An 18,436-nucleotide genomic window follows, 5' to 3' on the forward strand; every position below is an offset into this window, starting at 1 on the left:
CAGGAGATAAAACCTATGCAATCAATTCGTAACCTGAGCCTGGCGCTGGCCGCCCTGCTCATGGCCGGTTGCGCCAGCTTCACCAGCGAAACCAGCCCGGGCCTGCCGCGCAATGCACAGTGGGGCATCGTGCCGATGGTCAACTACTCGCAGACGCCCCAGGCCGGTGAACGCAGCGAGCAGATTCTGCTCAGTGTGCTCAGCAGCCATGGCGTGCAGCCGCAGGTCTACCCGGTCTCGACCCAGGGCGAACAGGCGCTGATGGATGACAACGAGCGCCTGGCCGGTGCCCTGGATTGGGCCCGTGAGCAGAAGCTCGATTATGTGGTCGCCGGCAGCGTCGAGGAATGGCAGTACAAGAACGGTCTCGACGGCGAGCCGGCGGTAGGCATCAGCCTGCGCGTGCTGGAAGCCGGCACTGGTCGTGTGCTGTGGAGCAAGAGTGGCGCGCGCGCCGGTTGGTCCCGTGAAAGCCTGGCCGGCACTGCGCAAAAGGTGCTCGGCAAACTTGTTGGCGCCCTTCGGTTCGAGTGATCGCAATGAATTCTCCGCACATGGATTACAGCCTGGCGCCTCGCGCCAGCGGCCCGGTGTCTTGGCTGGAAACCTTCCTGGTCACCGGCCTTGCCATCGGCCTGGGGCTGTGGCTGGCCCCGAACGACCCGCTGCAGATGTTCGCGCCCTTTCCCTGGCCGGTGCTGGCGCCATTGCTGGTCGGGGTGCGCTACGGTTTTGTCCGCGGGCTGCTCAGCGCCGGGCTGTTGGTGCTGGCGGTGTTTGTCCTGCGTCATAACGGGCTTGAAGGTTATGCCGAGATCGAACCGTCATTCATTGTCGGCGTACTGGTCTGCGGGATGCTGGTGGGCGAGGTCCGGGATCTGTGGGAGCGGCGCCTGCAGCGCTTGCAGATGGCCAACAACTATCGCCAGTACCGCCTTGACGAGTTCACCCGCTCGCACCAGATCCTCAGGGTCTCCCACGACCTGCTCGAGCAGCGTGTGGCGGGCAGTGACCAGAGCCTGCGCAGCTCCCTGCTGGGCCTGCGCGACAAACTGCGGCTGATGCCGGGGCAGGGCGATGGCCTGGCGCTGTTGGCCGATGCGGTGCTGGCGGTGTTGGGCCAGTACGGCTCGTTGCGGGTGGCCGGTTTGTACCGGGTGCATGAGAACGAAAAACAGGTGCTGCCTGAGGCCTTGGCCAGCATCGGGGTCATGGGCGCGCTGGATGTTGACGACGAACTGATCAAATTGTGCCTGGAGCGCGGCGAGCTGGTGAGCGTGCGTCAGGAACTGATCGATGCCGGTCATTCGATGCAGTTTTCTTCGTTGCAGGCCTGCATCCCGTTGATCGACGCCGAAGACCGCCTGCTGGCGATCCTGGCAGTGCGGCAGATGCCGTTCTTCGCTTTCCAGGAGCGCACCTTGAGCTTGCTGGCGCTGCTGGCCGGGCACATCGCCGACCTGCTGCGTCGCGACCAACAGGTTCTGCAACTGGCGGATGCCGATGCGCAGCATTTCACCCAGCAGCTCAAGCGTTCGCTGGTGGATGTCGAGCAGCACGGCCTGACCGCTGGCCTGTTCGGTTTCGAAATGACCCGCGCCAACGACGAACTGGCGCGCCTGTTCGAACGCAGCCAGCGTGGCCTGGACCTGCAGTTGCCGTTACTCAACAGCCGAGGCAATCGCCTGCTGCTGGTGCTCCTGCCCCTGACCAGCCCGGAAGGCGGCGAAGGTTATCTGGCCCGTATCGGCCTGATGCTGCACGAGCATTTCGGCATCGACAGCGACCTGGCCAGCCTGGGTGTGCGGGTGCTGCCTTACAGCCTCGAACCTGCCGGTGAGCGTAATGAGCTGCGTAATTTCCTGTTCAATGAGTGTGGTCTGAATGATCAGCAAGTGGCTGTTTAGCGGCGCACTGCTGCTGGAAGCGGGGAGTTGGGCCAGCCTGTGGATGGTCGCCCCGCAATGGCAGCAATTCCTGGCGTTTACCCTCAGCCATGGCCTGGCCAGCGCGCTGTTGTGCGCGGCCGTATGGCGCCTGTTGCCGGCACGCTACCGTGCGCCGCTGCCCTGGAGCCCGCTGTTTATCTTCAGCCTGGCGTTCTTTGTGCCGGTGCTGGGCACCCTGGGCGTGGTGGCGGCGATCTTCCCGGCGCTGTACCTGCCGCGCAAACGCGACAAGCAGGCCTGGCAGGCGGTGGGCATTCCCACGCTGCCATTCCGCGCCCAGGTGCAATTGCATTCGCCAACCTTCGCCGATGCCGGGCTGCAGGATGTGCTGCGCCATGCGCCGGACCCGGATCAGCGCCTGGCCGGTCTGCTGGCCACCCGGCGCATGCCCGGGCGGGACGCGGTGCCGATCCTCAAGCTGGCCCTGGGCGACCCGAGCGACGATGTGCGGCTGCTGGCGTATTCGATGCTCGACAAGCAGGAAAACGACATCAACCTGCGGATCCAGCTGGCCCTCGCGCAGTTGCCCAGCGCAAACGCGCAGGCGGCGGGAGCCTTGCATGCCACCCTGGCGCGCTGGTACTGGGAGCTGGCCTACCTGGGCCTGGCCCAGGGCAGCGTGCTCGAACACGTGTTGAACCAGGCCAGTGAACATGCCGAGCAGGGCCTGCTGGCCGGCAAGGGCGGCGAATTGTTGCTGCTGGCCGGGCGCATCGCCCTGGAGCGGGGCGATATTCCACGGGCCGAAGTGCTGTTGAACCAGGCCCGCGCCAGTGACATGGATGAAGCCCAGGTGCTGCCGTTCTGTGCCGAGCTGGCCTTCGAGGCCAGGCGCTACCACGAGATCGGCGGGCTGCTGGCCCGTCTGCCGGAAGACATGCGCCAGCGTCCGCCCTTCGCGGCATTGGTCAGGAGCTGGACATGAGCCATAGCGACGACACCCCGTTGACCGATATCTGCCTGCTGCTCGAAGGCACCTGGCCGTACGTGCGCGGCGGTGTTTCCAGCTGGATCCACCAGATGATCCTCGGTTTGCCGGACCTCACCTTTTCCGTGATGTTTATCGGCGGCCAGCGCGAGGCGTACGCTGAACGACGCTACGGGATTCCGGCCAATGTGCTGCATATCGAGGAGGTGTTTCTCGAGGACGCCACGCACCTCAGCGAAAGCCGGGCCGCACCGCGAGCAGCCGACGAGCAGCAACTGTCGGACCTGTACCGCTTTCTGCATCACCCGGAGCAGCCGGCGGTCGAGCTCGGTGAGCGCCTGCTGGCGAGCATCGCCCAGAGCCAACTGACCTTGGATGATGTGCTGCGCAGCCGCGCCAGCTGGGCCACCCTCAGCGAGGGCTATCGCGAGCATTGCGCCGACCCGTCGTTCGTCAATTATTTCTGGACCCTGCGCTCGATGCAGTCGCCGCTGCTGATGCTGGCCGAAGCGTCGCGGCGCATGCCCCGGGCGCGGGTGCTGCATGCGATCTCCACCGGGTACGCGGGCATGCTGGGGTGCATTCTCAAGCAGCGCTGGAATTGCGCCTACCTGCTCAGCGAGCACGGCATCTACACCAAGGAACGCAAGATCGACCTGGCCCAGGCCAGTTGGATCGCCGAGAGTTCGGGCCAGGCGCTGAACGGCAGCCTGGATGCGGGTTCGGGTTATATCCGCACCTTGTGGGTACGGTTTTTCGAACGCATCGGGCAACTGACCTACAACAGCGCCGACCAGATCATCGCCCTGTACGACGGCAACCGCCAACGGCAGATCAAGGACGGTGCCGACCCGGCGCGGACCCAGGTGATCCCCAACGGCATCGACCTGCCGCAATGGAGCGCCGCCCTTGAGGCGCGCGCGCCGGGCATCGCCCCGGTGGTGGGGCTGATCGGCCGTGTGGTGCCGATCAAGGATGTCAAAACCTTCCTGCGGGCCATGCGCGGGGTGATCAGCGCGATGCCCGAGGCCGAGGGCTGGATTGTCGGCCCGGAAGAAGAAGACCCGGAATACGTCAGCGAATGCCGCAGCCTGATGGCCAGTCTGGGGCTGGAAGGCAAGGTGCATTTCCTCGGTTTCCAGCGCATCCAGGACATCCTGCCGCAACTGGGCCTGATGGTGTTGACCTCCATCAGCGAGGCGCAACCCCTGGTGATTCTCGAAGCCTGGGCCGCCGGGACGCCGGTGGTCAGCAGTGACGTGGGTTCGTGCCGCGAGCTGATCGAAGGCGGCAGCGCCGAAGACCGTGACCTGGGCAGCGCGGGCAAGGTGGTGGCGATTGCCGACCCCCAGGCCACTTGTGCGGCGATCCTCGAGCTGCTGCGCAGTCCGGCGAGCTGGCAGGCGGCCCAGGCCAGTGGCCTGCTGCGCGTGACCCGTTATTACACCGAGGCCTTGATGCTCAAGCGCTATCGCGAGCTGTACCAGACTGCCATGGAGAATTGCTAATGGCCGGGATCGGCTTCGAACTGCGGAAAATCCTCTCCCGGGATTCCTACACCGCCACCCTGCACGCCTATGTCTATGCCGGGCTGATCAGCTCGGGGCCCTGGGTCCTGTCGATTGTCAGCGTGATGCTGGTGGGCATCATCAGCCTTGGCCTGCTGTTGCCCGATGTGCTGGTGCGGCAGTTTCTGGTGACGGTCACTTACCTGATGGCCACCTCGCTGATCCTCACCGGCGGCTTGCAGCTGTTTTTCACCCGCTTCGTTTCCGACCGATTGTTCGAGCGGCGCTTTGAGCAGATCCTGCCCAACCTGCTGGGGGTGTTGTTGCTGGTGACCCTGGCGGCGGGAATCCTCGGTACGTTGATCCTGGCGCTGCTGTTCGATCAGCCGCTGATCTACCGGTTGCTGGTGCTGGCGAACTTCGTGGTGCTGTGCAACCTGTGGCTGGTGATCATCTTCCTGTCGGGGATGAAGGCCTATAACCGCATCCTGCTGGTGATGCTGGTGGGCTATACGCTGATGGTGGTTAGCGCCTACCTGCTGAGTTTCCTGCAGATGCCCGGGCTGCTGCTGGCGTTGTTGATTGGCCATAGCACGCTGCTGTTCCTGTTCCTGTACGACATCCTGCGCGAGTACCGCGCCGAGAAACTGATCGCCTTCGATTTCCTCGAGCGCCGCCAGGTATTCCTCAGTCTGTTGGCCACCGGCTTCTTCTATAACCTGGGAATCTGGATCGACAAGTTCATGTTCTGGTTCAACCCCGGGACCTCGGGGCAGGTGATCGGCCCGTTGCGCGCGTCGATCCTCTATGACTTGCCGATCTTTATCGCGTACCTGGCGATCATCCCCGGCATGGCGGTGTTCCTGGTGCGCATCGAAACCGACTTCGCCGAATGGTACGACCGCCTGTTCCGGGCGATTCGCGATGGCGAGACGCTGCAACACATCGGCCAGTTGAAAACCGAAATGACCTTGTCGATTCGTCAGGGGCTGCTGGAAATCTGCAAGGTGCAGGGGCTGACGGTGGTGCTGCTGTTTCTGTTTGCCCCGCGTCTGCTGGACTGGCTGGGGATCTCCAGTTACTACCTGCCGCTGTTCTACATCGACCTGGTGGGGGTGAGTATCCAGGTGGTATTCATGGCCTTGCTCAACGTGTTTTTCTACCTCGACAAGCGCACCGTGGTCCTGGAGTTGTGCGTGTTGTTCGCGGTGTTGAACGCAGTCCTGACCCTGTTCAGCCAGTACCTGGGCCCGAGCTTCTTCGGCTATGGGTTCACCCTGTCGCTGCTGGTGTGCGTGCTGCTGGGGCTGCATCGTCTTTCCAGTGCCCTGGAAGACCTGGAGTACGACACTTTCATGCTGTCGCGCTGAATCTTCAGCACACGCGAAAACCAAAAAGGCCCGTCGGCAAACATTGCCGGCGGGCCTTTTTGGTATGCGTGAGGCTACATCGACAGGATCAGGCGCCCGGCGAAAAGAATCAGGATCACCCCCATGCAGCGTTCGAACCAATGCCCCAGGCGCATGAACAACTGGCGCACGCGGGCGCTGGAAAAGAACAGTGCGACGATGATGAACCACAGCGCGTTGACCATGCACATCCACATCCCGTACAGCGCCTGAATCTTCAGCGGCGTGCTGGCGCTGATGACCGTGGTGAAAATCGCCAGGAAAAACAGCGTGGCCTTGGGGTTAGTGGCGTTGGTCAGAAAGCCGGTCATGAAGGCTTTGCCCAGCGTCTGCTGTTGCGCCGGTTCGACGCTATCGTTGCTGCCTTCGACGGCGGTCTTGGGTTTGCTGCGCAACAGGCTGATCCCCAGGTACAGGATGTAGGCCCCGCCGATCACCTTGGCCACCGTCAGCAGCCAGGGCGTGGTGTGCATCAGCGCGCCGACCCCCAGCAGGGTGTACAGCACGTGTACGGAAATACCGGCGCCAATGCCAATGGCGGTGCACAGCCCGACCATTCGCCCGAAACGCACGCTCTGGCGGATGGTCACCGCAAAGTCCGGGCCGGGGGCGACCACGGCCAGGAAGTGGATGGTCGCCAGGGCGAGGAATTCGCCAAGATAGTTGGAAAGCATTTCAACTCCAGAAAGTCAGGGGCGACGAATTGCCGCGGTAGCCGACAAAGAACGACAGGCTCAGGCGCGGCGCAGCGATGCCGGGCGTGACCGAGTGCATGCGTCGTGAATTGAACATGATGAAATCCCCGGGCTCGGGCAGGATTTCCAGGGTCGGCGGGCCGAGCAGGGCAGGGTCGATGCCGTAGCTGTCGCCGCGCATTTCGTCGAACTGGTCGGGGGAAATGTCGTGGTCCCACATCTGCAAGGCGCCCCCGGCGTCGGGCATGTTCAGGTAGACGTTGCAGGCAAACTGCGCTTCCAGGCTGCGGGCCTGAAAGCTCTCCGGCGCGTCCTTGGCGAAGATGTCGTGGTGAGCCAGAAAGCACACGCCGGGTTTGACCACGCGCGACAGGCCGACGTACATCTTGCGTCCGTAGAGGTTCTCCAGGTGGGCGCCGGCGGGCCAGGATTCGTCGAGCATGCAGCGCAGGGTGTCGACGGGGGAGGCGAAGGGCGCGCAGCGATTGCGCAGTTCGGTGATGTTGGAGGTGGCGCGCTCGAAGTAGTCCTCGATCAGCAGCGGCTGGTTTTCCGCTTCGTAGAACGCCATGCCGATGCGTCCGATGCTGGGGGCATTGATATAGCCTTCAAAGCCGGGGGCGAGAATCTTGTCGCCCAGTTCGATCGCCTGGGGCTGTCCCAGGAAGTTTTTCAGCCTCAGGGCGAGCACTTCCTCGTTGGCCAGTTTTTTTATGCACGTTTCATCGAGCCGCTCGACGTCAAGCATCATGTCCTAGATCCCTCTATTAGATAGTCCTGGGGACCGCGCACGCGCAATCCCCCCTTGCTTCAGGCGATGAGTCGCGCGTGATGTCTGCAGCGACATCGCTGAATGAGTCAGTCCACGCTGTAGTGAACCGAGAGCGTTCCCTTTTTGTTGGAAAGGGAAGCGATATTGACTGTGCCCAACTCCTGTAGGCGCTTGACATGAGTGCCGCCGCATCCGTAGGCAGGCAACTCGCCGAAGCCGATTTCCCGCGAGCCTTCGCGTAGGGAAATCAGGCGTGGCAGGTCATTGTCGATCCATTGTTCGAGGGCGTGCTGAATGGTCGCGGTGTCGAAATCCTGAGGGTTTTCCCCGGGTTTGAATGACACCCGACCTTCGCCCGGCCAGTGGTGGGCCTTGGTCGGTATCCAGCCCAGGGTTTCGGCGAAGTGGCCGATCAGGTGGCCGGCCGAGTGCATCCGGGTATTGAATTGGCGTCGCTGGGGGTCGACCTGGATCTGAATCATCCCCGGTTTCACCGGCTGGTCGACGTAATGCACGATGCGCTCCGGTTCCTGGACTACTTTCAGTACCTGGCTTTCGCCGATCCAGCCGGTGTCGCAGGGTTGTCCGCCGCCTTGAGGGTGGAAAAGGGTGGCGCGCAGCACGACCGCAAAGTGGTCCTCGTGAGCGCTGCACTCGAGAACTTCCACGTTGGCCTTGAGTTCATCGCTGTGGAAGAAGAGGCGAAGCGTCATATTCCCGGCTCTTATTAAAATTGAATTTTTAATTATATGAAGGGGCTGATTGCGTGATAATCCATTCAAACATCAAAGGACTGTTGCGTTGTGAGCATAAATCTTCCGCTGCCGCTGCTGGGTGAAATGGCGATTTTCGTCAAAGTCGTGGAGACCGGAAGCTTCTCGGAGGCCTCGCGGCAACTGGGCTCGTCGCCCTCGGCGGTGAGCCGCAGCATCTCCCGTCTGGAAAAGGCCCTGGCCACGCGTTTGCTGCAACGCACCACGCGCAAGCTGCGGTTAAGCGAAGGCGGAGAGGAGGTGTTCAAACGTTGCAGCGAGATGGTCAGCGCCGCCAAGTCAGTGATGGAGATCAGCGGCCAGTTCACCCACGAGGCCGAAGGATTGGTGCGTATCAGCGTGCCCAAGGCCGTGGGGCGGTTTGTCGTGCACCCCCATATGCCGGAATTTCTGCGCCGTTATCCCAAAGTGGATGTGGAGTTGCTGCTGGAGGATCGCAGCGTCGATCTGATCGACGATAACGTCGACCTGGCGATCCGCATCACCGATCGGCCGCCGGCGGGGCTGGTGGGGCGCCAGTTGTTGACCATCGATCACATCCTCTGCGCGACACCCTATTACCTGGCGCAGCATGGCACTCCCAGCCACCCCCATGACCTGCTCGATCACAGTTGCATCTACTTGGGAGAAACCCCGAGCGACGCCCGCTGGAAATTCAAGAAAGGCTCGAAAGCGGTGACTGTGGGCGTCCGCGGGCGCTACGCCGCCAATCACACCGGCGTGCGCCTGGGCGCGGTGCTGGAACATATCGGCATCGGCAGCCTGCCTTATTTCACCGCGCGCCATGCCCTGGCCCAGGGGCTGATCGTGCAGGTACTGCCGGACTGGACCTTCCACGCCTCCTACCACGGCGGCGCCTGGCTGCTGCATTCACCGACCCGTTATCTGCCGCCCAAGTTGCGGGTGTTTATCGACTACCTGGTGGAGTGCCTGGCCAGGGAGCCGACCTTGAGCAAGCCGGGCAAGCAGGGCGACGCGATGCGGGTTGCGGGTAAATACGAATTGCCCGAGTGCGACGGCCTGCTCTAGGGCGCAGGTTCCAGCATAAAAAAAGGCCCGCCGGGGTTACCGTGTGGGCCTTTTTAGCAAGCGATTCGGGCTCAGTGCTTGCTGTCCTGGGCGGAGAGCGCCAGCAGCTGTTTTTCCTGGTTCCAATCGAACGGCTCGTCATTCTGCTCCGCTTCGAAGCGACGCTCTTCGAGGGCCTGGTACAGGTCGATTTCTTCATCGGGCATGTAGTGCAGGCAGTCACCGGCGAAGAACCACAGCAAATCCCGCGGCACCAGGTGTGCCACTTGTGGATAACGCTGGATGACCTGGCACATCAGGTCCTGGCCCAGGTACTGGCTTTCGATCGGGTCGACCGGCAGCAGGGCACGCAGTTCGTCGAAACGTTCCAGAAACAGGGCGTGGCTTTCTTCGGGAACCTGCTCGGCTTCACCTACCGCGACCAGAATGCTGCGCAGGTGGTCAAGCAGGACAAGATGATCGGCGACGACGTTGGACATGACATAAGTCCTCAAGAGCAAAACGGGCGCGGGAGTATATAGCTCCGGCGCCCGGTTTCATAATCGCCCCGCTGCGAGGCGATCTGGCCTAGCGGATTTTCCCCTCGCTCAAGGTCAACTCTTCCTTGGCGAAATCATCCACATCAATCACGCGGCGGCGCGCAGCTTCTGCGTCACGCAGGGTCTGGGCTTCCCCAGGCTGCAGGACGCCGGCTTGCAGCGCGGCGTCGATGGCATGTTCACCCGCGGCAGGTTTGACCTGGCCGCTTTTGAGCGCCTCGTGAAGTTTTTTCTGCAGCGGATGGCTGGCGCCCAGCAAGTCATAGGCGTGTTGCAGGGCACCCACCGGGTCGTCGCTCGATTGCGGGCGATAACAGCCGGCGAGCACCGCTTCCAGCGCCGGGTCACCTTTGGCCCTGCCCAGGATGGCCGCGACTTCAGCGTCCAGCGTGTCCGAAGGCCCGGTGTGACGACGGCCAAAGGGAAATACCACCACTCGCAACAGGCAGCCGAGAATCCGGCTCGGGAAGTTGCTCAGCAGTTCATCCAGTGCGCGCTCGGAATGCCCCAGGCTTTCCTCCATGGCCCAGGCGAACAGCGGCTGCAGGTATTCCGGCGAGTCGAGATCGTGATATCGCTTGAGCGCCGCCGAGGCCAGGTACATATGGCTGAGCACGTCGCCCAGGCGCGCCGAGAGGCGTTCACGACGCTTCAATTCGCCCCCCAGCAGCATCATGCTCAGGTCGGCCAGCATGGCAAACGCCGCCGCCTGCCGGTTGAGGGCGCGGAAATAACCCTGGCTGAGCTTGTCGCCGGGGGCCTGTTCGAGATGCCCGAAGCCGAGGTTCAGCACCAGGGTGCTGGCGGCGTTGCTCACCGCAAACCCAATGTGGTCGAGCAGCAGGCCATCGAATTCGCGCAGGGCCTGATCCTTGTCTTCACGCCCGGCCAGGGCCATTTCCTTGAGCACGAACGGATGGCAGCGAATCGCTCCCTGGCCAAAGATCATCAGGTTGCGCGACAGGATATTCGCGCCTTCCACGGTGATGAAGATCGGTGCGCCCTGCCAGCTGCGGCCCAGGTAGTTGTTCGGGCCCATGATGATGCCCTTGCCGCCGTGCACATCCATGGCGTGGCTGATGCATTCGCGGCCGCGTTCGGTCAGGTGGTACTTGAGGATGGCCGAGAGCACCGAGGGTTTTTCCCCGAGGTCGACGGCGTTGGCGGTCAGCATGCGCGCGCTGTCCATCAGCCAGGCGTTGCCGCCGATGCGCGCCAGGGCTTCCTGGATACCTTCAAAGGCGGCCAGGGGCACATTGAACTGCTCACGCACCTGGGCGTACTGGCCGGTCACCAGGCTGGTGAACTTGGCCGCGCCGGTGCCCACCGCCGGCAGGGAGATGGAGCGCCCGACCGACAGGCAATTCATCAGCATCATCCAGCCCTTGCCGAGCATTTCCTGGCCGCCGATCAGGAATTCGAGGGGGATGAACACATCCTTGCCCGAGTTCGGGCCATTCATGAACGCCGCGCCCAGGGGCAGGTGGCGCCGGCCGATGTCGACACCCGGGGTTTCGGTCGGGATCAGTGCCAGGCTGATGCCCAGGTCTTCCTTGTCGCCCAGCAGGTGGTCCGGGTCATAGGCCTTGAAGGCCAGGCCAAGCAACGTGGCGACCGGGCCGAGGGTGATGTAGCGCTTTTCCCAGTTCAGGCGCAGGCCGAGGGTTTCCCCGCCTTGCCATTGTCCTTTGCAGATCACCCCGGTATCGGGCATCGCACCGGCGTCGGAGCCGGCCAACGGGCCGGTCAGGGCGAAGCAGGGAATATCGTCGCCACGGGCCAGCCGCGGCAGGTAGTGGTTGCGTTGCTCGTCGGTGCCGTAGTGCAGCAGCAATTCGGCCGGGCCGAGGGAGTTGGGGACCATCACGGTGGAGGCGAGGTCGCCACTGCGGGTCGCCAGCTTCATCGCCACTTGCGAGTGGGCGTAGGCGGAAAAGCCCTTGCCGCCGAACTCCTTGGGAATGATCAGGGCAAAGAAGCCATGTTGCTTGATGTGGTCCCAGGCTTCAGGCGGCAGGTCCATGGATTGGCCGATCTGCCAATCGCTGACCATGGCGCAGAGCTCTTCGGTCGGGCCATCGATAAAGGCCTGTTCCTCTTCGCTCAGCTGGGCTTTGGGGTAGGCCAGCAGGGTGTCCCAATTCGGCCGCCCGCTGAACAATTCGCCATCCCACCAGACGGTGCCGGCATCGATGGCATCGCGTTCGGTCTGCGACATCGGTGGCAATACTTTTTGAAACCAATTGAACAGCGGCGCGCTGAAATGCTTGCGCCGTAGGTCAGGCAGCAGCAACGGCGCGGCAACGGCCGCCAGCAGCACCCAGAAAATCAGCAGCAGCCAGCCTGGCGCGTGGGTGAATGCGCCCATGGCCAACAGGTAAACGGCGACCACACCCAGGGCGGGCAGGGGGGCGATGCGCCGGTGTGCCAGATAGGCAATACCGACCACCAGAACCAGTATCCACAACAACAGCATATTTAATCCTCCGTGAAACCAGGGGCAAAATCACCCTCAGAGCTTAGTCGGCATCCGATAAAACGGGTGATCAGCGCGGTACCTTTGAATCGGTAAGAAATAGCCGACAGACAACGTCAGGCGGGTTCTTGAGTGGGGTGCAGCACACAGCGCCAGGCACTGATAATTGGCCGAAACGTCGTTATCTCTGGGCCGGATGCCTGGTTAGACTCCAGGTTTGCGCCGGAGACCAGCCTCATGCATCAGTACCTGAGCCCCAGCCGCTTCATCGATAGTGACCACCCAGCGGTGGTGGAGTTCGCCGAAACTCATCGAGGTTCCAGTCGTGACCCTCGACAGCAGGCGATAAGCCTCTACTACGCGGTTCGCGAAGCGGTACGCTACAACCCCTACACCTTCAGTCTCGATCCCCAGACCCTGTGCGGCAGCTACGCATTGCAGGCTGGCGAAAGCTACTGCGTGCCCAAGGCCACCCTGCTTGCCGGTTGTGCCCGGCAGTGCGCGATACCGGCGCGGATCGGCCTGGCCGACGTGCGCAATCATCTGTCGACTCCGCGCCTGCTGGAGTTGCTGCGCAGCGATGTGTTTGCCATGCACGGCTATACCGAGCTGTACCTGGAAGGCCGTTGGGTCAAGGCCACGCCTGCCTTCAACGAAGGTTTGTGCACCCTGTTCGATGTGGCGCCGCTGGAGTTCGACGGGGTGCACGACAGCGTGTTCCACCCGTTCAACCGTCAGGGCGCGCCTCTGATGGAGTATCTGGTGGACCACGGCCAGTTCCCCGATGTGCCCGAGACCTTCTTCTTTGCCCACCTGGAAAAATGCTATCCCCACCTGTTTGGCGAGCAGCAACCCCAGCTGTTGGGGGACATGCAGAGTGATTTGAGTCGCGGCTGATCCGGCGTAGACTGCTGCGCACTCACTATTTAGGAGCGGTCATGCTGAAGATCTGGGGTCGGAAAAACTCATCGAACGTCAGGAAGGCACTGTGGTGCGCCGAGGAGCTGGGGCTGAGCTACCAGGCCTTGGATGCCGGCGGCGCTTTTGGTGTGGTCGATACGCCTGAATACCGGGCGATGAATCCCAACGGGCGGATTCCGTTGATCGAGGACGACGGTTTCGTGCTCTGGGAATCCAACACTATCGTGCGCTACCTGGCCGCGCGCCACGCCGCCGATTCGTCCTGGTACCCCGCTGATCCCCAGGCCCGAGCCAGCGCCGAGAAGTGGATGGACTGGACCACCTCGACCTTTGCCGAACCGTTCCGGCATCTGTTCTGGGGCGTGTTGCGCACTCCTGCGGCGGAGCAGGACTGGGTCAAGATCAACGCTGCGCTGAAAACTTGCGGTGATCTGTTGCAGGTGGTCGATCAGGCACTGGCGCAGCATCCGTACCTCTCCGGCGAGGAAATCGGTGTCGGCGATATTCCCCTCGGCAGCTTTATTTATGCGTGGTTCGAGATGCCCGTCGAGCGGCCGCAGATGCCCAATCTAGAGGCCTGGTATCAACGTTTGAAGGCGCGTCCGGCGTATCGCCTGGCGGTCATGACCGCGTTGACTTAATACTGACTATCACTACGCGTGACTGTACTTGTGCGGCGTCGCCAAGCAACATTGCCGGGTTCGACGCCGTTGTAATTGCAACGGTGCGCTCTTATTTATTCTCTTTCCCCCTTCTTGGTGCATGAATCCGATATGAGTTCCGCTCTGTCCATCCGGCAGTTAACCAAAACCTACGGCAACGGTTTCCAGGCCCTGAGTGGTATCGATCTGGACGTCGCCGAAGGTGACTTTTTTGCCCTGCTCGGCCCCAATGGCGCCGGTAAATCCACCACCATCGGCATCCTCTCGACCCTGGTGAACAAAACCAGCGGTACGGTGAACATCTTTGGCCACGACCTGGATCGTCAACCGGCCGCGCTCAAGCGCTGCATTGGCGTGGTGCCGCAGGAATTCAACTTCAACCAGTTCGAAAAGACCTTCGACATCGTCGTGACCCAGGCTGGCTACTACGGCATCCCGGCGAAAATCGCCAAGGAGCGCGCCGAGCAGTACCTGACCCAGCTTGGCCTGTGGGACAAGCGCGATGTGCCCTCACGCTCGCTGTCCGGTGGGATGAAGCGGCGCCTGATGATCGCCCGGGCCCTGGTGCACGAACCGCGGCTGTTGATTCTCGACGAACCGACGGCCGGCGTGGACATCGAGCTGCGGCGTTCGATGTGGACCTTCCTCACCGAACTGAACCAGAAAGGCATCACCATCATCCTCACCACCCATTACCTGGAAGAGGCTGAACAGCTGTGCCGCAACATCGGCATCATCGACCACGGCACCATCGTCGAGAACACCAGCATGCGTAACCTGCTAGGTCAGCTGCATGTGGAAACCTTCCTGCTCGATCTGAAAAACGACATGCAGGTGGCGCCGCAACTGATCGGTTACCCGAACCGTCTGGTCGACAGCCACACCCTCGAAGTGCAGGTCGACAAAGCCGTGGGCATCACTGCGTTGTTCGGGCAGTTGGCATTGCAGAACATCGAAGTCCTGAGCCTGCGTAATAAAACCAATCGCCTTGAGGAGTTGTTCGTGTCCCTGGTGGAGAAAAACTTGTCGAAGGTGGCGGTATGAGTTCCGAGCTGCAGCCCAACCTTGTCGCGCTCAATACCATTGTCTACCGCGAGGTGCGGCGGTTTACCCGGATCTGGCCCCAGACCCTGCTGCCGCCGGCGATCACCATGGTTCTGTACTTCGTGATCTTCGGCAATCTGATCGGTCGGCAAATCGGCGATATGGGTGGTTTCACCTATATGGAGTACATCGTGCCGGGGCTGATCATGATGTCGGTGATCACCAACTCCTACGGCAACGTGGTGTCGAGCTTCTTCGGCAGCAAGTTTCAGCGCTCCATCGAGGAACTGATGGTATCGCCGGTGTCGCCGCACACCATTCTGATCGGCTACACCCTGGGCGGCGTGCTGCGCGGGTTGATGGTCGGGGTGATCGTGACCTTGCTCTCGCTGTTCTTTACCCATTTGCAGGTGCATCACTTGGGCCTGACGATCCTGGTGGTGGTGCTGACGGCGACGATCTTCTCCCTGCTGGGCTTTATCAACGCCGTTTTTGCGCGCAACTTCGACGATATCTCGATTATCCCGACCTTCGTCCTGACGCCGTTGACGTACCTGGGCGGGGTGTTCTACTCCATTACCCTGCTGCCGCCGTTCTGGCAGACCGTGTCCCTGGCCAACCCGGTGCTGCACATGGTCAATGCCTTCCGGTACGGCATCCTGGGTGTTTCGGACATCAAGATCAGCGTGGCCATCACCTTTATGCTGGTGGCGACCGTGGTCCTGTACATCGGCTGCGCGCGGTTGCTGGTCAGCGGGCGCGGCATGCGCCAGTAGGCGTCATGGCCACGACCGTTGCATGAAAAAGGCCTCCCATGTGGAGGCCTTTTTGCATTTCAGGAGCGGCTGCGCTTGCGGCGCTTCCATTGTCGAGCCACCCACCAGCGCCAATAGAGCATCGTCAGGCAATAGGCGAGGGCGCCAAGCACCACGCCGGCCACCACCGAACCCAGCAGGAATGGTTGCCACAGGGTCGAGAGCTGGCTGCTGATCCATTCCCAGGTCAGCTCATCGGGCAAGCTGCGAGGCGGTACATTCATCAGCCAGGCGCCGAGCTGGTAAGTGCAGAAGAACACGGGAGGCATGGTGATGGGGTTGGTCAGCCACACCAGGCTGACTGCAATCGGCATATTGCCGCGCACCGTCACCGCGAGCACGGCGGCGAGCAGCATCTGCATCGGTATCGGGATAAAGGCCGCGAACAGACCCACGGCCATGGCTCGGGCCACCGAGTGCCGGTTCAGGTGCCAGAGGTTCGGGTCATGCAGCAGGGTGCCTAGAAAGCGTAAGGATTTGTGTTCCCTGATGCTGCTCGGATCGGGCATGTAACGTCTGATTAAGCGCCGGGGCATAAGGCTTCTCGGTCGGTTCGAGGGGCAAGTATGCCCGGATTCTACGAGGCGCCCATTCAGACTTTGTGACAAATGATATAGCGGTGGCGGCCGCCCGTGAGCTAAGCCAGGAGAGGGGATTCTCAAGGACTGGCTTATGCGCACAGGGATGTTGGCGCTGGCTACGGGGCTGCTGACGCTGCGTTTTCTGCCGCAGTTGCCGCCTGGCTGGCTGTTGTGGCCGATGCCGTTACTGGCATTGATGCTGTTGCCGTTTCGCAGTTATCCGCTGGCTTTTTGGCTGCTTGGCTTCAGTTGGGCCTGCATCAGCGCGCAGTGGGCGTTGAATGACCGTCTGTCGTTTGAGCTCGACGGACAGACCCGCTGGCTTGAAGGGCGGGTCAGCGGCTTGCCGCAGCAGGTGGACGGCGTGGTGCGTTTTGAGTTGGAAGAGGCTCGCTCCAGGCGTGGGCGCTTGCCGCAGCGTCTGCGCCTTGCCTGGTATGGCGGGCCGCCGATTCATGCCGGCCAGCGCTGGCGGCTGGCGGTCAAACTCAAGCGTCCGGTGGGGCTGCTCAATGTGCAAGGCTTTGACTATGAGGCGTGGTTGTTTGCCCAGCGCATCGGTGCCACCGGCACGGTCAAGGACGGCCAGTTACTGCGCTCCGCCCGCGCGCCCTGGCGTGATGACCTGCGCCGGCGTCTGCTGGAAGTCGATGCCCAAGGTCGCGAAGGCGGCCTGGTGGCCCTGGTGCTGGGCGACGGATCAGGTCTGACGAGGGAGGACTGGCGGGTGCTGCAGGACACCGGCACCGTGCACTTGATGGTGATTTCCGGGCAGCACATCAGCCTCCTGGCCGGGGTGATCTATGCCGCGGTTGCAGGGCTGGCGCGCTATGGGGTGTGGCCGCGACGCGTGCCCTGGCTGCCGTGGGCCTGTGCGCTGGCTTTTGCCGCTGCGCTGGGTTACGGGCTGTTGGCGGGATTCGATGTGCCGGTGCAGCGCGCTTGCGTGATGGTCGGCCTGGTATTGCTCTGGCGCCTGCGCTTTCGCCATCTGGGGGCCTGGTGGCCGCTGCTGCTGGCATTGAATGCGCTGTTGTTGTGGGAGCCGCTGGCCAGCCTGCAGCCGGGATTCTGGTTGTCTTTTGCCGCGGTGGCGGTGCTGATCTTCACCTTTGGCGGGCGATTGGGGGCGTGGCGCTGGTGGCAGGCCTGGACCCGTGCCCAATGGCTGATTGCCATCGGCCTGTGCCCCGTGTTGCTGGCGTTGGGGCTGCCTATCAGTCTCAGCGGCCCCTTGGCCAACTTGCTGGCGGTGCCCTGGGTCAGCCTGGTGGTGTTGCCGCCGGCCCTGCTCGGGACCTTGCTGCTGCCGCTGCCGCCTGTGGGCGAAGGGTTGCTGTGGTTGGCCGGTGGATTGCTCGACGGCTTGTTCTGGGCCCTGGCACTGGTGGCCGGCTACTGGCCGGCCTGGGTCGCACCGCTGATTCCGTTCTGGGCCTGGGTGATCAGCACCTTGGGCGCACTGTTGCTTTTATTGCCCAAGGGCCTGCCGATACGCCTGCTGGGTTGGCCGATGTTGTTGCTGGCGGTGTATCCGCCGGGCAACCGCGTGCCCGAAGGACAGGTCGAAGTCTGGCAACTGGATGTCGGACAGGGCCTGGCGGTTATTCTGCGCACCCGCGATCACGCGATGTTGTACGACGCCGGCCCGCGCTTTGGCGACTTCGACCTGGGCGAACGCGTGGTGCTGCCGGCCCTGGGGCAACTGGCGATCCGGCGCCTGGATCTGTTGTTGCTCAGTCATGCCGATGCCGACCACGCAGGCGGAGCCTTGGCGGTTCAGCGCGGCTTGCCCGTGGCTGAGGTCGTCAGTGGTGAGCCGAGTGCCTTGCCCGCCGGCTTGCAGGCCGGTCCTTGCGAAAGCGGACGCGGTTGGCAGTGGAATGGGGTGAACTTCAGGCTCTGGCAGGCACTCGACGGGGCGACCGGCAACCAGCGTTCCTGTGTGCTGCAAGTCGAGGCCAATGGCGAGCGCCTGTTGCTGACGGGAGATATCGACACCTGGGCCGAAGCCCGATTGCTCGCCGGGCCATTGGCAGTTGCTACCGACTGGTTGCAGGCGCCGCACCATGGCAGTCGCAGTTCGTCATCCATGGCCTTGTTGCAGCAGTTGTCACCGGAGGCGGTACTGATTTCCCGGGGCCACGGCAACAGTTTTGGCCACCCGCACCCCGAGGTGCTGGAGCGTTATCGGCGGCTCGGAAGCGAGGTGTACGACAGCGCGCGCCACGGCGCCCTGAGGCTGCAATTGGGCGCTTTCAGCGCGCCGCAGGTGATGCGCGCGCAACCCAGGTTTTGGCGCCAGGCGTCAGCATCTCCTTAAATAGCCGTGAGT

At 62.6% G+C, this 18,436-nt stretch carries 17 protein-coding genes; 11 read left to right on the forward strand and 6 right to left on the reverse strand.

The window, feature by feature from the left end:
• Window positions 1-15 precede the first annotated feature (15 nt).
• The 5 genes from MF4836_RS15930 to pelG are packed head-to-tail and all read left to right on the forward strand — an operon-like array spanning window position 16 to window position 5,755.
• Window positions 16-534 carry a hypothetical protein gene (locus MF4836_RS15930; RefSeq protein WP_020300236.1) on the forward strand — a complete coding sequence of 173 codons (519 nt, stop codon included), beginning with the start codon at window positions 16-18 and terminating at the stop codon, window positions 532-534.
• Between the two features lie 5 nt (window positions 535-539).
• On the forward strand, window positions 540-1,907 hold the full coding sequence (locus MF4836_RS15935; RefSeq protein ID WP_078471060.1) for a PelD GGDEF domain-containing protein: 1,368 nt from the start codon (window positions 540-542) through the stop codon (window positions 1,905-1,907).
• Window positions 1,885-2,874, forward strand: a complete 990-nt coding sequence (locus MF4836_RS15940) for a transporter (protein ID WP_078471061.1) — start codon at window positions 1,885-1,887, stop codon at window positions 2,872-2,874. The genes MF4836_RS15935 and MF4836_RS15940 overlap by 23 nt, the downstream gene beginning before the upstream one ends.
• Window positions 2,871-4,385 (forward strand): GT4 family glycosyltransferase PelF, encoded by a 1,515-nt coding sequence (gene pelF, locus MF4836_RS15945; RefSeq protein WP_078471062.1) that lies wholly within the window; start codon window positions 2,871-2,873, stop codon window positions 4,383-4,385. Before MF4836_RS15940 ends, pelF begins: the two co-directional genes overlap by 4 nt.
• Window positions 4,385-5,755 carry an exopolysaccharide Pel transporter PelG gene (gene pelG / locus MF4836_RS15950; protein ID WP_078471063.1) on the forward strand — a complete coding sequence of 457 codons (1,371 nt, stop codon included), beginning with the start codon at window positions 4,385-4,387 and terminating at the stop codon, window positions 5,753-5,755. The genes pelF and pelG overlap by 1 nt, the downstream gene beginning before the upstream one ends.
• A 74-nt stretch (window positions 5,756-5,829) precedes the next feature.
• Here the strand turns inward: pelG and MF4836_RS15955 are convergent, their stop codons facing one another.
• The 3 genes from MF4836_RS15955 to MF4836_RS15965 all read right to left on the reverse strand — a co-directional run bounded on the left by MF4836_RS15955 (window position 5,830) and on the right by MF4836_RS15965 (window position 7,974).
• Window positions 5,830-6,468, reverse strand: a complete 639-nt coding sequence (locus MF4836_RS15955; RefSeq protein WP_078471064.1) for a LysE family translocator — start codon at window positions 6,466-6,468, stop codon at window positions 5,830-5,832.
• A 1-nt stretch (window position 6,469) separates the two neighbouring features.
• The gene (locus tag MF4836_RS15960) at window positions 6,470-7,240 is read right to left on the reverse strand and encodes a 2OG-Fe(II) oxygenase (RefSeq protein ID WP_078471065.1); all 771 of its coding nucleotides are present in this window, start codon (window positions 7,238-7,240) and stop codon (window positions 6,470-6,472) included.
• A 107-nt stretch (window positions 7,241-7,347) separates the two neighbouring features.
• A complete protein-coding gene (locus MF4836_RS15965) occupies window positions 7,348-7,974 on the reverse strand; it encodes a hypothetical protein (RefSeq protein WP_078471066.1) in 627 nt (208 codons plus the stop codon).
• Between the two features lie 90 nt (window positions 7,975-8,064).
• Here MF4836_RS15965 and MF4836_RS15970 point away from each other — a divergent pair, with 90 nt between their 5' ends.
• Window positions 8,065-9,063, forward strand: coding sequence for a LysR family transcriptional regulator (locus MF4836_RS15970; RefSeq protein WP_078471067.1), 999 nt, complete (start codon window positions 8,065-8,067; stop codon window positions 9,061-9,063).
• Window positions 9,064-9,134: 71 nt separating this feature from the next.
• Here MF4836_RS15970 and MF4836_RS15975 read toward each other — a convergent pair whose 3' ends face one another.
• Window positions 9,135-9,542, reverse strand: a complete 408-nt coding sequence (locus tag MF4836_RS15975) for a PA2817 family protein (protein ID WP_020300245.1) — start codon at window positions 9,540-9,542, stop codon at window positions 9,135-9,137.
• A gap of 88 nt (window positions 9,543-9,630) precedes the next feature.
• Window positions 9,631-12,078 (reverse strand): acyl-CoA dehydrogenase, encoded by a 2,448-nt coding sequence (locus MF4836_RS15980; protein ID WP_078471068.1) that lies wholly within the window; start codon window positions 12,076-12,078, stop codon window positions 9,631-9,633.
• Between the two features lie 237 nt (window positions 12,079-12,315).
• On the opposite strand from MF4836_RS15980, the gene MF4836_RS15985 reads away from it, so the two are divergent.
• From MF4836_RS15985 to MF4836_RS16000, 4 genes are all read left to right on the forward strand, one after another.
• Window positions 12,316-12,975 (forward strand): transglutaminase-like domain-containing protein, encoded by a 660-nt coding sequence (locus MF4836_RS15985; RefSeq protein ID WP_078471069.1) that lies wholly within the window; start codon window positions 12,316-12,318, stop codon window positions 12,973-12,975.
• Window positions 12,976-13,016: 41 nt separating this feature from the next.
• The gene (locus tag MF4836_RS15990) at window positions 13,017-13,640 is read left to right on the forward strand and encodes a glutathione S-transferase family protein (protein WP_078471070.1); all 624 of its coding nucleotides are present in this window, start codon (window positions 13,017-13,019) and stop codon (window positions 13,638-13,640) included.
• A 132-nt stretch (window positions 13,641-13,772) separates the two neighbouring features.
• Window positions 13,773-14,705, forward strand: a complete 933-nt coding sequence (locus MF4836_RS15995; RefSeq protein ID WP_020300249.1) for an ABC transporter ATP-binding protein — start codon at window positions 13,773-13,775, stop codon at window positions 14,703-14,705.
• Window positions 14,702-15,481: an ABC transporter permease gene (locus tag MF4836_RS16000; protein WP_020300250.1), complete on the forward strand. Its 780-nt coding sequence runs from the start codon at window positions 14,702-14,704 to the stop codon at window positions 15,479-15,481. The genes MF4836_RS15995 and MF4836_RS16000 overlap by 4 nt, the downstream gene beginning before the upstream one ends.
• Window positions 15,482-15,540: 59 nt before the next feature.
• Here MF4836_RS16000 and MF4836_RS16005 read toward each other — a convergent pair whose 3' ends face one another.
• Window positions 15,541-16,056: a DUF2062 domain-containing protein gene (locus tag MF4836_RS16005; protein ID WP_078471071.1), complete on the reverse strand. Its 516-nt coding sequence runs from the start codon at window positions 16,054-16,056 to the stop codon at window positions 15,541-15,543.
• Between the two features lie 136 nt (window positions 16,057-16,192).
• On the opposite strand from MF4836_RS16005, the gene MF4836_RS16010 reads away from it, so the two are divergent.
• Window positions 16,193-18,424, forward strand: a complete 2,232-nt coding sequence (locus tag MF4836_RS16010) for a DNA internalization-related competence protein ComEC/Rec2 (protein ID WP_078471072.1) — start codon at window positions 16,193-16,195, stop codon at window positions 18,422-18,424.
• The last annotated feature ends 12 nt before the right edge of the window (window positions 18,425-18,436 follow it).

The sequence above is a fragment of the Pseudomonas sp. MF4836 genome (assembly GCF_002018875.1).
GTDB lineage: Bacteria > Pseudomonadota > Gammaproteobacteria > Pseudomonadales > Pseudomonadaceae > Aquipseudomonas.

Bases quoted from the DNA above. Each gene is read 5' to 3' on its own strand.
- MF4836_RS15930 (WP_020300236.1), top strand. From the start codon at position 16: ATGCAATCAATTCGTAACCTGAGCCTGGCGCTGGCCGCCCTGCTCATG.
- MF4836_RS15935 (WP_078471060.1), top strand. From the start codon at position 540: ATGAATTCTCCGCACATGGATTACAGCCTGGCGCCTCGCGCCAGCGGC.
- MF4836_RS15940 (WP_078471061.1), top strand. From the start codon at position 1,885: ATGATCAGCAAGTGGCTGTTTAGCGGCGCACTGCTGCTGGAAGCGGGG.
- pelF (WP_078471062.1), top strand. From the start codon at position 2,871: ATGAGCCATAGCGACGACACCCCGTTGACCGATATCTGCCTGCTGCTC.
- pelG (WP_078471063.1), top strand. From the start codon at position 4,385: ATGGCCGGGATCGGCTTCGAACTGCGGAAAATCCTCTCCCGGGATTCC.
- MF4836_RS15955 (WP_078471064.1), bottom strand. From the start codon at position 6,468: ATGCTTTCCAACTATCTTGGCGAATTCCTCGCCCTGGCGACCATCCAC.
- MF4836_RS15960 (WP_078471065.1), bottom strand. From the start codon at position 7,240: ATGATGCTTGACGTCGAGCGGCTCGATGAAACGTGCATAAAAAAACTG.
- MF4836_RS15965 (WP_078471066.1), bottom strand. From the start codon at position 7,974: ATGACGCTTCGCCTCTTCTTCCACAGCGATGAACTCAAGGCCAACGTG.
- MF4836_RS15975 (WP_020300245.1), bottom strand. From the start codon at position 9,542: ATGTCCAACGTCGTCGCCGATCATCTTGTCCTGCTTGACCACCTGCGC.
- MF4836_RS15980 (WP_078471068.1), bottom strand. From the start codon at position 12,078: ATGCTGTTGTTGTGGATACTGGTTCTGGTGGTCGGTATTGCCTATCTG.
- MF4836_RS15985 (WP_078471069.1), top strand. From the start codon at position 12,316: ATGCATCAGTACCTGAGCCCCAGCCGCTTCATCGATAGTGACCACCCA.
- MF4836_RS15990 (WP_078471070.1), top strand. From the start codon at position 13,017: ATGCTGAAGATCTGGGGTCGGAAAAACTCATCGAACGTCAGGAAGGCA.
- MF4836_RS15995 (WP_020300249.1), top strand. From the start codon at position 13,773: ATGAGTTCCGCTCTGTCCATCCGGCAGTTAACCAAAACCTACGGCAAC.
- MF4836_RS16000 (WP_020300250.1), top strand. From the start codon at position 14,702: ATGAGTTCCGAGCTGCAGCCCAACCTTGTCGCGCTCAATACCATTGTC.
- MF4836_RS16005 (WP_078471071.1), bottom strand. From the start codon at position 16,056: ATGCCCCGGCGCTTAATCAGACGTTACATGCCCGATCCGAGCAGCATC.
- MF4836_RS16010 (WP_078471072.1), top strand. From the start codon at position 16,193: ATGCGCACAGGGATGTTGGCGCTGGCTACGGGGCTGCTGACGCTGCGT.